Source organism: Enterococcus sp. PF1-24 (assembly GCF_029893325.1).
Classification (GTDB): domain Bacteria; phylum Bacillota; class Bacilli; order Lactobacillales; family Enterococcaceae; genus HY326.
The window spans coordinates 1-12154 of sequence record NZ_JARXWL010000001.1 but is presented as its reverse complement, the minus strand read 5'-3'; the positions used below and the strand labels follow the sequence as shown (position 1 = coordinate 12154).

At 36.4% G+C, this 12154-nt stretch carries 12 protein-coding genes; 9 read left to right on the top strand and 3 right to left on the bottom strand.

The features are described from left to right. Positions 1 to 59 precede the first annotated feature (59 nt). Both M2139_RS00060 and M2139_RS00055 read right to left on the bottom strand, forming a co-directional pair. Positions 60 to 971, bottom strand: coding sequence for a pseudouridine-5'-phosphate glycosidase (locus tag M2139_RS00060; protein ID WP_280736732.1), 912 nt, complete (start codon positions 969 to 971; stop codon positions 60 to 62). Continuing rightward, positions 968 to 2086, bottom strand: a complete 1119-nt coding sequence (locus tag M2139_RS00055; RefSeq protein ID WP_280736731.1) for a carbohydrate kinase — start codon at positions 2084 to 2086, stop codon at positions 968 to 970. Before M2139_RS00055 ends, M2139_RS00060 begins: the two co-directional genes overlap by 4 nt. 225 nt (positions 2087 to 2311) lie before the next feature. On the opposite strand from M2139_RS00055, the gene truB reads away from it, so the two are divergent. The 8 genes from truB (at position 2312) to M2139_RS00015 (ending at position 9765) form a co-directional block, all read left to right on the top strand. Then, on the top strand, positions 2312 to 3235 hold the full coding sequence (truB, locus tag M2139_RS00050) for a tRNA pseudouridine(55) synthase TruB (protein WP_280736730.1): 924 nt from the start codon (positions 2312 to 2314) through the stop codon (positions 3233 to 3235). A 39-nt stretch (positions 3236 to 3274) separates the two neighbouring features. Then, complete coding sequence (gene ribF, locus M2139_RS00045) at positions 3275 to 4213, top strand: riboflavin biosynthesis protein RibF (protein WP_280736900.1); 939 nt, start codon at positions 3275 to 3277, stop codon at positions 4211 to 4213. Between the two features lie 80 nt (positions 4214 to 4293). Continuing rightward, the gene (gene racE, locus M2139_RS00040; protein ID WP_280736729.1) at positions 4294 to 5124 is read left to right on the top strand and encodes a glutamate racemase; all 831 of its coding nucleotides are present in this window, start codon (positions 4294 to 4296) and stop codon (positions 5122 to 5124) included. Between the two features lie 62 nt (positions 5125 to 5186). Beyond that, on the top strand, positions 5187 to 6536 hold the full coding sequence (gene rph / locus M2139_RS00035) for a ribonuclease PH (RefSeq protein ID WP_280736728.1): 1350 nt from the start codon (positions 5187 to 5189) through the stop codon (positions 6534 to 6536). 63 nt (positions 6537 to 6599) lie between these two features. Further along, positions 6600 to 7112, top strand: a complete 513-nt coding sequence (locus M2139_RS00030; RefSeq protein WP_280736727.1) for a metallophosphoesterase — start codon at positions 6600 to 6602, stop codon at positions 7110 to 7112. Between the two features lie 131 nt (positions 7113 to 7243). Beyond that, positions 7244 to 7705, top strand: a complete 462-nt coding sequence (gene cbpB / locus M2139_RS00025; protein WP_280736726.1) for a cyclic-di-AMP-binding protein CbpB — start codon at positions 7244 to 7246, stop codon at positions 7703 to 7705. Positions 7706 to 7789: 84 nt separating this feature from the next. Next, on the top strand, positions 7790 to 8491 hold the full coding sequence (gene dapD, locus M2139_RS00020) for a 2,3,4,5-tetrahydropyridine-2,6-dicarboxylate N-acetyltransferase (RefSeq protein ID WP_280736725.1): 702 nt from the start codon (positions 7790 to 7792) through the stop codon (positions 8489 to 8491). Between the two features lie 128 nt (positions 8492 to 8619). Next, the gene (locus M2139_RS00015; protein ID WP_280736724.1) at positions 8620 to 9765 is read left to right on the top strand and encodes an N-acetyldiaminopimelate deacetylase; all 1146 of its coding nucleotides are present in this window, start codon (positions 8620 to 8622) and stop codon (positions 9763 to 9765) included. A 52-nt stretch (positions 9766 to 9817) separates the two neighbouring features. On the opposite strand, the gene M2139_RS00010 is transcribed toward M2139_RS00015, so the two are convergent. Then, complete coding sequence (locus M2139_RS00010; RefSeq protein ID WP_280736899.1) at positions 9818 to 10744, bottom strand: mechanosensitive ion channel domain-containing protein; 927 nt, start codon at positions 10742 to 10744, stop codon at positions 9818 to 9820. A gap of 180 nt (positions 10745 to 10924) precedes the next feature. Between M2139_RS00010 and M2139_RS00005 the strand changes: the two genes are divergently transcribed. Beyond that, on the top strand, positions 10925 to 11941 hold the full coding sequence (locus M2139_RS00005; protein WP_280736722.1) for a branched-chain amino acid aminotransferase: 1017 nt from the start codon (positions 10925 to 10927) through the stop codon (positions 11939 to 11941). Positions 11942 to 12154 lie beyond the last annotated feature (213 nt).

The window sequence follows — 12154 nt, the reverse complement described above, 5'->3', positions numbered from 1 at the left end:
CGAATAATAACTGTAAAAAAAACCGCAAATTTGCGGTTTTTTTCTAATAAATATTTATTTTATAAATTGTTATATGCAACAGCGATTTGTGCGCCAACTTCAGCATTGTGTTTTACTAATGCGATGTTAGACTCTAAGCTCTTACCGTCTGTAATATCTTTGATTTTACCAAGTAAGAAAGGTGTTACGTCTTTACCAGCAATATTTTTTTCATCAGCTTCTTTAAGGGCTTCTTCGATAGCGCCGTTAATGAAGGCTTCATCCATTGAATAAGCTTCTGGGATTGGGTTGGCAATAATTGCACCGCCATCAAGATCAAGATCCCATTTGGCTTTCATAGCTTTAGCTACAGTTTCTGGGTTATCGATGTTGTATTGTAATTTAATATTACTTGTTCTTGAGAAGAATGAAGGTAGGACATCTGTTTTATAACCAAAGACCGGTACACCTTTTGTTTCTAAATATTCCATTGTTAAGTTTAAATCTAAAATTGATTTCGCACCGGCACAAATTACGGCAACATTAGTTTTAGCTAATTCTTCTAAGTCGGCAGAAATATCCATTGTTGTTTCGGCACCACGGTGAACGCCACCGATACCGCCAGTTACGAAGAAACGAATACCAGCTAAATCAGCACAAATCATCGTTGCTGCTACGGTAGTAGCACCTAATTGTTTTGTTGCTAAAAGGTAACCCATATCACGACGAGAAACTTTTGCAACGCCTTGGCTGCTACCGAACATTTCTAATTCTTCATCAGATAACCCAATTTTAATTTTGCCGTCGATTAAAGCAATTGTTGCAGGAACAGCGTTATATTTGCGAATGATTTCTTCTGTTTCACGAGCTGTTTGTACATTTTGAGGATAAGGCATACCGTGTGAGATGATTGTTGATTCTAATGCAACGATTGGTAGACCTTTTTCTTTAGCCATTTTTACTTCTTCTGATAATACGATATATTCTTTCATTTTATTAATTCCTCCATGTCATTTAATAATTGATTTTTTGATAATTCAGGACGTACGGTAAAACTTGATTCAATCGTTCTAACTGAGTTAACAGTTGCTTGCTGTAAAGCTTCTTTTAAGGAATGATTATCTAGCCAAGCATCAACAATTGCGGCGCAAAAAGCATCGCCAGCGCCGGTTACATCCACTAAATGCTCCACTGTTAAGGCAGGTTGATGGATGCGTTCACCTTGTTGGTTGCCAGCTAAAGCACCGTCAGTTCCTTTAGTAACAATCACATTTTCAATGCCTAAAGCCAGCCATTTTTCAACGACTTGTTGCCAATCTGCCTGTGACTTAATTTTGCAATTAAAATAAGTTTCAGACTCATCACAATTAGTGATTAACCAAGTAAGACCAGATAGATCTTTAGGTAGATTTTTTATTTTAGGAGAAGAAACTGGGATAAAAATTACTGGTTTTTGTAATTCTTTGCCGAAAGTTAATAAATATTCTAAGCTTTCTGAAGAACAATTTAAATCGGCGATGATGCATTTAGCATTACGTAAAAGCTTTTCTTTTGACTTGAATAGCTCTGGTGTTAATAATTGATAAGCATCCATATCTGCTAAAGCAACAAATAAATTGCCAGTATCATCTAAAACGGCAGTGTAAGAGCCGGTAGCGACAGTCTCTTTTTGTTCGACAAAGGATAAATCCATATAATGCTCAGATTCTTGTCGAATCAAATTAAAATCAGCATCTTTGCCAGCAACAGTTAGCATAGCAACTGGCCAACCGAGTCTACCAAGGTTTTCAGCGATATTTCGAGCAACGCCACCAACGCTTTGGCTGGAATTAGCGGGATTAGAAGTATAAGGCTGAATTGCAGCTTGACTGTGAATTTTACGATCGACATTTGCGCCACCAATACAGACAATTTGCTGATTCTCATTAACAACATAGGCTTTTCCTAATAAATAATCTTTTTCCACTAAACTTGAAATGATGTTAGCCACTGCCGAGCGAGACAATTCCACTTGATTGGCTAGTTCTTGCTGGGGGATAAAAGGATTATTTTTAATTAAAGCCAAGACTTTTTCTTCGTTTTCATTAAGAGAGATATTCAATTTCACGAATTCACCTCATTTCTGTTAAAGGACAAAAGTTTTTAGTTAAAAACAAATGTTTAAAAGTATTGTAATCCTTTTACTAACAATAGTCAATTGATTTTAATTGAATTTTTTTTGAAAAATATGATTACTTTCTTAAAAGTGATGTCAATAGGTGAAATCAACGAGGAGATATGTTACATTTATTCTATATGTAGCTAGATTTTTTAGTATGAATGAGGAGAAATAATGGACGGAATTTTACCTTTATGGAAAGAGCGTGGTATGACAAGCCACGATTGTGTTTTTAAATTAAGAAAAATTTTAAAAACGAAGAAAGTTGGTCATGGTGGTACTTTAGATCCTGATGTTGATGGCGTGCTGCCTATCTGTATTGGTAAGGGGACCAAAGTGATTGAATATTTAACTGATAGCGGTAAAATTTATCAAGGGGAAATCATGCTTGGTTTTTCAACGACGACCGAAGATGTTAGCGGCGAAATTGTGGAAATAACCTCTTTACAACAACCCTTTACTGAAGCTGAAATTGATGAAGTGATGGCCAGTTTTATTGGTGAAATTACGCAAATTCCGCCAATGTATTCAGCGGTTAAAGTTAATGGCAAGCGTCTTTATGAATATGCTCGTAATGGTGAAACGGTTGAACGCCCACAGCGAAAAGCTAAAATTGAAAGTTTCCGCAGAATTGGCGCGGCTGTTTGGTTACCTGAAAAGCAACAACAATCTTGGCGCTTTGAAGTCGTTTGTGGTAAAGGTACCTATGTTAGAACATTGGCTGTTGATACTGGTAAAAAATTAGGAGTAGCAGCTCACATGTCAGATTTAACAAGAACTGCCAGTGGTGGCTTTACGAAAGAACAAGCTAAAACTTTAGCCGAAGTTGCAGCCGCAATGGAAAATCAAAGGATTGACGATATTTTATTGCCGATTGAAACTGCTATGGCAGAATTTCCGCGAGTTGATTTAAGCCTTGAATTATGGGAGAAAGTTAAAAATGGCGTGCCGCTAGCTAAATCTATTTTAGGAATTGAAGCAGATTATCAAGAGGAAGTAGCTTTATTTTATCAAGATTTATTGGTGAGTGTTTATAAAGAACATCCAACGAAAGTTAATATTTTGAAACCAAGTAAAGTTTTAAGAAATAGTTTATAAATAGAAAAATAATAAACCTGTTAGAAAGAAGTTTATATGATGAAAACGGTCAAAATTCACCACCCTTATAGAAAAGAACAAATTATTCAAACGCCGGTGGTGTTAGTACTAGGTTTTTTTGATGGCATTCATTTAGGACATCAAGCAGTAATTAATGAAGGTAGAAAAATTGCTGATGAGCGGGGCTTGAAGTTAGCTTTAATGACTTTTAATCACCATCCATCAATTGTATTTAAAAAACTACAAGCAGAAGAGCAGAAATATTTAGCGAGCCTTTCACAAAAAGAAACGAAAATGGTTGATTTAGGCGTAGATTTTTTATATGAAGTGGAATTTACTTCAGCTTTTGCTAAATTGCCACCACAAGACTTTGTGGATGAGTATATTGTGGCTTTACAGGCACAAGTAGTGGTAACTGGCTTTGACTATACTTATGGGCCAAAAGAGATAGCTGATATTGCTCACTTACCTGAATATGCAAAAGGTCGCTTTGAAATTGTAACAGTTGATAAAAAAGAAGTGGCTGGCGAAAAAGTTAGTTCCACGCGGATTCGCGAAATGTTGGCGCAAGGCGCTATGGAAATGGCGAATGAACTATTAGGCTATGTTTATGAAACAGAAGGTGTAGTCATTCACGGAGAAGCTCGTGGCCGCTTGTTAGGTTTTCCTACTGCTAATGTTCAAAGTAAACGCACAGTCCGCTTACCGAAAGAAGCTGTTTACGTTTGTGAAATCAAGGTTGCCGGAAAGTGGTATCCGGCGATGGGGTCGATTGGCCATAACGATACTTTTGGTGATAATCGCGAGTTAACTGTTGAAATTTATATTTTGAATTTCAAAGAAGAAATTTATGGAGAACAAGTGAGTGTTCGCTGGCATCAAATGATTCGTGAGCAAGTTAAATTTGATGGTGCTGAAGCATTAATTCAACAGTTAAAAGAAGACGAAGAAACCACTCGTTTGTATTTTGAAGGATAATCGCTATTTTCCAACTGAAAAACTTGAAAAATGAGCTGAAAAAAGCGACAATAAAGAGATGAAAATAAAAAGATTAAAGGATGATAGTTTTGGCAAGTACAAGACCGATTGGCTTTATTGATTCCGGTGTTGGTGGGTTAACGGTAGTTAAGGAAGCTTTAAAACAGTTGCCTAATGAAGATATCATTTATTTAGGTGATACAGCTCGTTGTCCTTATGGCCCACGACCAGCTGCGCAAGTTATTGATTTTACTTGGGAAATGACGCATTTTTTGCTGGAAAAAGGTATAAAAATGTTGGTTATTGCCTGTAATACAGCAACGGCTGTCGCTTTAGAGAAAATAAAACACGCGCTGCCAATTCCGGTTGTTGGGGTTATTTTACCAGGTACCCGAGCAGCTTTAAAAGCCACTAATAATCAACGAATTGGCGTGATTGGTACCACTGGCACAGTGAATAGCGGTGCGTATGAGTTGGCTTTAATTACGAAAGTACCAGATAGTCAAATTTTAAGTTTGGCTTGCCCGAAATTCGTACCGATTGTTGAAAGCAATCAGTATGCTTCTTCAGTGGCTAAAAAAGTCGTTGCAGAAACCTTGCAACCACTTTTGAAAAAGCAATTAGATACCTTAATTTTAGGCTGTACTCATTATCCTTTATTGCGACCAGTGATTCAAAATGTGATGGGGCAAGAAGTTCAGCTAATTGATTCTGGTGCTGAAACGATTGGTGAAGTCAGTATGCTATTGGATTATTTCAATATCGCTAACAATCCCACGAATACAGCACCCACTAAGGAATTTTATACAACAGGTTCGCCACAACTTTTTGAAGAAATTGCCAGCAGCTCGCTACAGCTTGAAAAGGCTAATGTTCAACAAATAGAGCTGAACACTTTTAAAGTTGATTAACAAGTGAATTAGATAAAATATAAAAAATAATGATAACGATATGAAATAGGGGGAAATAATGCATGCGTCATGATGGCAGAAATCCACAAGAAATTAGAAAAATTGCGATTCAAACGAATGTTTATAAACATCCAGAAGGTTCCGTGGTGATTGCTTTTGGTGATACACAAGTGATTTGTTCCGCTACGATTGAAGAAAATGTACCGCCATTTTTAAGAGGCGCAGGAACTGGTTGGGTGACCGCAGAATACAGCATGTTACCACGAGCAACGAATACCCGTAATCGCCGCGAAAGCAGTAAAGGTAAATTAACAGGTCGGACGATGGAAATTCAACGTTTGATTGGTCGTTCTTTACGGGCAGTAGTTGATTTAGAAAAATTAGGGGAACGTAGCATTATTATTGATTGTGATGTCGTGCAAGCTGATGGCGGCACACGAACTGCCAGCATTACTGGCGCTTTTGTAGCTTTGAAATTAGCGGTTAATCAATTAATGGCACAAGGCTTATTAACAGAAGATCCGATTAAAGAGCATTTAGCAGCCATTAGTGTGGGGATTTTACCTGATAACACTTGTGTGGCAGATTTGGATTATGTTGAAGATTCTTCTGCAAAAGTTGATATGAATTTAGTTATGACGGAATCAGGTAATTTCGTTGAAATCCAAGGAACGGGTGAAGAAGCGACTTTTTCTGGCAGTGAGTTAAACGATATGTTGTTAACAGGGAAACATGCCATTGAAGATTTAATTACTTATCAAAAAGAAATTTTATTACCGACTTCAGTTAAAAGGGCGCAAGCCGAACTACCTGAAAAAACGATTGTTATCGCGACTAGAAATGCGGGTAAAGCACAAGAATTTGCGGATTTATTTGCGGATAAAGGTTATCAAACGAAAACCTTATTAGATTTTCCAGAATTACCTGATGTTGAAGAAACGGGTCAAACTTTTGAAGAAAACGCCCGCTTAAAAGCAGAAACCATTGCTCAAATCTTGCAAAGACCAGTTTTAGCGGATGATTCTGGTTTGAAAGTTGATGCTTTAGCTGGTATGCCAGGAATTTATTCTGCCCGTTTTTCTGGAGAAAAAGCTACAGCTGCTAGTAACAATGCCAAATTACTTCATGAATTAACCGAAGTTCCTGATGAAAAAAGAACTGCCCAATTTCATTGTACCTTGGTATTTGCGGCGCCTAATAAAGAAAGTCTCGTTGTTTCTGCGGAATGGCCAGGTTTAATCGGACGTATTCCTAGAGGTGAAAATGGTTTTGGTTATGATCCTTTATTTATGATTCCTGAGTTAGATAAAACATCAGCGGAATTATTACCAGCTGAAAAAAATCGCATCAGTCATCGCGGTTTAGCTGTTGAAAAACTAAAAAAAGTTTGGCAAGAATGGTTAGAAGCATAAGCATTTAAATATGCTGACTAAAAGGATGTTACTGTTTTTATAATGAAAGGTAGGAAATAGTTGATGAAATATTTAGTTGTTAGTGACAATCATGGAAATCGGCCAATTTTAGTTGATATTCAAACAACTTATCAAGGAAAGATAGATTACTTTTTTCATTGCGGTGATTCTGAATTGAGTCCACAAGATGAGTTGTGGCAAACATTTAAAGTAGTTCGTGGCAATTGTGATTATGATCCACAATATCCTGAAAGTTTAACAATTGAAACTGGTGAGGATTGCGTCTTTATCACGCATGGTCATCTAGTTAATGTTGGTTTCGGCTTAAATCGTTTAGAATTGAAAGCAGAAGAAGCCCAAGCGACGATTGCACTATTTGGTCATACGCATCAAATCGGTTGTGAAATGCACAATCAGACCCTTTTCCTAAATCCTGGTAGTGTTTCACAGCCAAGAGGGAAGATTATGATTCCTGCCTATGCAATCATTGATGCTACTGACGAAAGCTATGAAGTTCAATACTATCGTCGCAATCATCAAAAAATTCCTGAGCTACATTTTCTTTTCAAAAAATAAAAAATTATTATAAAATCAGTTTTTTTATTCCGTTAATAGCCAAAAATTTAGTACAATATAGTAGTAAGAGCAAAAGCTCTGATTACTAAGCAAGTTCCTGCTGCTTGAAAAATGAATGGAGGATTTTTTTCATGATAAGTTCTGCTGTCCAGAATCTTATGTTAGAAAATGAAGATACGTTTTTAATTCCTGCTGATAATGTTGCTAATGTTATGGTTAACAATCCTTTAAACCATGCCTTGCTGGTTTTATCACAAGTCAAATATAGTAAAATTCCGGTTTTAGATAAAGGCGATCGTTTTGTTGGCTTGTTAAGTTTATCTGATGTGGTTGAAAAAATGCTAGAGTTAAAAGCCATTAATATTGAAAGTGTTGACGGCTTTACCGTGGCGGATGTGATGGAAGTTGGTGTTCCGACACTATCTGAAACGTGGGAATTAGAAGATTTATTGCACTTATTAGTAGATGCCGCTTTTCTACCTGTAGTGGATGAAGAAAAAACTTTTAAAGGGATTGTCACTCGTAAAGAAGTTTTAAAAGCTGTCAATCGAACTTTCCATGAACTTGATAAAAACTATCCTAATGGAAACTAATTTTTTGTCTAAGTATTAATAGTTTATTTTTTTAAGAAGTTTTGTTATGCTATTAAAAAACAAAAAAATGAAGGATGTTTTTATATGGATGCTTATGAAATTATTAAATACATTGGTGATTCAAAAAAAAGAACGCCAGTTAAGGTAACACTAAAAGGGCAACTTAAAGGCCTTGATTTTCCTGAAACCATTCAAAATTTCACTAATTGTAAAACCGGTGTTTTATTTGGCGAGTGGGAAGATATTAAAGCTTTTTTAACAGCTAACAAGGATTTGATTGAAGATTACGTGATTGAAAATGATGCTCGCAATTCTTCCGTTCCCATGTTAGATAAAAAAGAAATTAATGCTCGCATTGAGCCTGGTGCAATTATTCGCGATCAAGTGGAGATTGGTGATCAAGCGATTATTATGATGGGTGCGATTATTAATATTGGCGCTGTGATTGGTGAAAATACCATGATTGATATGGGTGCCATTCTTGGTGGTCGAGCGACGGTTGGTAAAAATTGCCATATTGGCGCTGGTGCTGTTTTAGCTGGCGTAATTGAACCACCGAGTGCAGAACCGGTAATCGTTGAAGATGATGTTTTAATTGGTGCTAACGCGGTAGTCATTGAAGGTGTTCATATCGGTAAAGGTGCGGTAGTGGCAGCTGGAGCGATTGTTATTGATGATGTTGCCCCCAATACTGTTGTTGCTGGGATTCCCGCCCGTAAAATTAAAGATGTTGATGAAAAAACCAAAGACAAAACTAATTTTATGGAAGATTTACGCAAACTATAATAGTTACTTAAAGAGCTGAAACGGTAATTATTATCGTTTCAGCTCTTTTATAGATAAAAAAGTGAAGAAGCTTGTTCTGCAGCCGAGAAAAATGCAGAATCAAATAGCAATAAAAGGTGGAGAAAGTTATGACATTAGGTTTTACTGAAGAAGAATTAATTGCGATGCGGCAACAACTGCATCAAATTCCAGAAATTGGTTTAGAGGAATTTAAAACCAATGAATTATTGATGAAATGGATTTCTGAGATGCAAACTGACTATATGGAAATTCGTCAGTGGCAGACAGGGATTGTTGTCAAAATTCAAGGAACTAATCCTGAAAAAACGATTGGTTGGCGTACTGATATTGATGGCTTACCAATTACTGAAGAAGTAATTTCTGACTATCAATCACTACATGAGGGGCAAATGCACGCTTGTGGGCATGATTTTCATATGACGATTGCCTTAGGTTTATTGAAAAACTTCAGTTTACAGCAGCCGAAAAATAATTTTATTATTTTATTTCAGCCAGCAGAAGAAAATGAAGCGGGTGGCATGCTGATGTACGAAGCTGGTGTGTTAGCTGATGATTTTAAGCCAGATGAGTTTTATGCTTTGCACGTAGCTCCTGAGCTACCTGTAGGGACAATCAGTACCAGAACAGGCACTTTATTTGCAAGTACTTGTGAGATTCAAGCTACTTTTATTGGTAAAGGTGGTCATGCTGCTTTTCCTCAGTTAGCTAATGATATGATTGTGGCTGCGAGTCAGTTTGTACAACAAATGCAGACGATTGTCAGTCGTAGCGTGGATCCGATTCAAGGAGCGGTAATTACGTTAGGAACTTTTAATGCCGGCACTACAACCAATGTTATTGCTGGTGAAGCGCATTTATCAGGCACGATTCGCACGTTAACACAAGAAATGAATGATCTAACCCAACAAAGAATTGCAGAAGTTATTAAAGGGATAGAAATTTCTTATAATTGCAAAGTAGAATATACTTTAGATCAAAAAGGCTATTTACCAGTTGTAAATGATTTAGAAAAGACAGAAAAATTTATGAGTTTTATGGAAAAGCAAACTGATGTTGATTTTCGTGAAGCACAGCCTGCTATGACTGGCGAAGATTTTGGTTATCTGCTAGATAAAATTCCTGGCACGATGTTTTGGTTGGGTGTGGATTCACCCTATGCTTTACATCATCCACAGTTTAATCCTAAAGAAAAAGCTTTACCTTTTGCAGTGAAACAAATCAGCAAATTTATGACGTTTTTAGATCAAGCATAAAAAAATGACTATTCCATTTTAAAATATGGAGTAGTCATTTTTTATTATCTTTTTAAATTTTCGCAATCGGTGTATTAGGAATAGTAAAACCTGCTGCTGTGAGTTCTTTAACGTAAGCAGCCAAAAAAGTTTCTTTTATTAAATGCTGTTGACCGTTAGTAACATACATAATGGTTCGTAAAGCGAAATTAGAATTTCCTAAATCAACTAAGCCGAATAGAGTCGGACCCGTTTGGATGACTTCTTGATAGGTAGCAGCCAAATTTAAATTAAGTTCTTCAATTAGGGTAGTGCATTTTTTTACATCTTCTTCAGGATTAATTCGCACATCGACAATCACTTGCATATTGCCACGGGAAAGATTGCTAATGGTAGTAATATTGCGATTAGGAATAAAATGCAATGTCCCGTTGGAAGATTTCACTTGAACGGTACGAATCCCGACAGAAATCACCGTGCCTTCAATGTTGAGATTGCTTAATTGAATATAATCACCAACATCCATCTGTTTTTCCAATAAGATAAAGAAACCCGTAATAATGTCATTCATAAAGCCTTGAGCGCCTAAACCAATCGCTACCCCTAAAATTCCGGCACCAGCTAATAAGGAGCCAACAGGGACGCCAATAATTGATAAAAAGGCATAGATGAAAAAGAAGTATAAAGTGTATTGAAAAAGATTACGAATAATCGTATGAATGGTTTTGGCACGACTTTCACTTAAATTACTTCTTTGCAAATAAGTTTTATAGGCATGATTAATAATTCTTTTTCCGATTCGAGAAAAAAGTAAAAAGATAATTAGTAATAAAATTAAGTAAAGACTTTTTTCTATGATGACTAGTGAAAGGCTATCCCAATCAATCTTTTGCCAAAAACGCTGAAAAGCATTTAATTTTTTTGTTGCTTCTTGAGCTAAATCAAGGGAGCTAGAATCAGTTGTAGCGGTTAATAAAACTTGCAAGAGAAGACCTCCAATTTTAATACATTAAGTGATACAGGCTAATTTTATCAGTTTCATAAAAAAAAAGAAACTTGCAAGCTGAAAGTTTCTTAAATATTAGGATTTAAGATTTTTTATAAAAAAATGATGACAATTTTCTAATAAAGTGTTAGAATTGTGTAAAAATTCTAACAATAAAAAATTTGGGGTGAAAGTATGAATATCGATTGGAATAATTTAGGGTTTGCTTATATAAAAACGCCTTTTCGCTATATTTCTACATGGAAAGATGGCAAGTGGGATGAAGGGCAGTTAACAGAAGATAATCGTTTGCACATTAGTGAAGGCTCAGCGGCTTTACATTACGGCCAACAATGTTTTGAAGGGATGAAAGCCTATCGTCGTAAAGATGGTGGTATTAATCTTTTCCGTCCTGATGAAAATAGTAAACGGATGAACACTAGCGCGCGTCGCTTGTTAATGCCAGAAGTACCGGAAGAAAAATTTATTGATGCTGTGATGCAAGTTGTTAAAGCCAATCAAGAATTTGTACCACCAAGAGATAGTGGCGGCACTTTATATTTACGACCATTGCTAATTGGGGTAGGCGATAGCATCGGTGTTCATGCAGCACCAGAGTATATCTTTACGGTTTTCTGTATGCCGGTAGGGCCTTACTTTAAAGGTGGCTTAACGCCAACTAATTTTGTAGTATCTGATTATGACCGAGCAGCACCGCAAGGAACTGGTGCGATTAAAGTTGGTGGGAATTATGCAGCGAGTTTGTTACCAGGGCAAGAAGCTCATGAACGAAACTTCTCTGACTGTATTTATTTAGACCCATTAACTCATACTAAAATTGAAGAGGTTGGTTCAGCGAATTTCTTTGGTATTACGAAAGATAATGTTTTTGTTACGCCAGTTTCTCCTTCAATTTTGCCGAGTATTACCAAATATTCACTGTTGTACTTAGCAAAAGAAAATTTAGGTTTAAAAACCGAAGAAAGAGATGTTTATCTAGCAAACTTAGATGAATTTGCTGAAACTGGTGCTTGTGGAACAGCCGCAGTTATTTCACCAATTGGTGGGATTCAATATGGCGATAATTTCCACGTCTTTTATAGTGAAACCGAAGTCGGGCCGGTGACAACTAAACTTTATCATGAATTAACAGGAATCCAATATGGCGATGTTGAAGCACCAGCTGGCTGGATTTATGATGTAGCACTTTAAAATTATAAAAGGGGCTGTGACAAAAGTCTCTAACAAAAAACGCATGAAATAACGAAAAATCGTTCATTTCATGCGTTTTTTCTAGTAAAATAAAAAAGAAGTACAGGTCGCACCCCAAACTTCTACTATTTAATCCTGAAAGGACTAAACAAATGCATAATAATTATAACATAAATCAATTATCTTTGGATATTACAACTTCATTTGAACCAA

What these genes read in the sequence shown, in the direction of transcription:
- M2139_RS00060 (WP_280736732.1), bottom strand. Translation starts at nt 971, where the DNA reads ATGAAAGAATATATCGTATTATCAGAAGAAGTAAAAATGGCTAAAGAA.
- truB (WP_280736730.1), top strand. Translation starts at nt 2,312, where the DNA reads ATGGACGGAATTTTACCTTTATGGAAAGAGCGTGGTATGACAAGCCAC.
- ribF (WP_280736900.1), top strand. Translation starts at nt 3,275, where the DNA reads ATGAAAACGGTCAAAATTCACCACCCTTATAGAAAAGAACAAATTATT.
- racE (WP_280736729.1), top strand. Translation starts at nt 4,294, where the DNA reads ATGATAGTTTTGGCAAGTACAAGACCGATTGGCTTTATTGATTCCGGT.
- rph (WP_280736728.1), top strand. Translation starts at nt 5,187, where the DNA reads ATGCGTCATGATGGCAGAAATCCACAAGAAATTAGAAAAATTGCGATT.
- M2139_RS00030 (WP_280736727.1), top strand. Translation starts at nt 6,600, where the DNA reads ATGAAATATTTAGTTGTTAGTGACAATCATGGAAATCGGCCAATTTTA.
- cbpB (WP_280736726.1), top strand. Translation starts at nt 7,244, where the DNA reads ATGATAAGTTCTGCTGTCCAGAATCTTATGTTAGAAAATGAAGATACG.
- dapD (WP_280736725.1), top strand. Translation starts at nt 7,790, where the DNA reads ATGGATGCTTATGAAATTATTAAATACATTGGTGATTCAAAAAAAAGA.
- M2139_RS00015 (WP_280736724.1), top strand. Translation starts at nt 8,620, where the DNA reads ATGACATTAGGTTTTACTGAAGAAGAATTAATTGCGATGCGGCAACAA.
- M2139_RS00005 (WP_280736722.1), top strand. Translation starts at nt 10,925, where the DNA reads ATGAATATCGATTGGAATAATTTAGGGTTTGCTTATATAAAAACGCCT.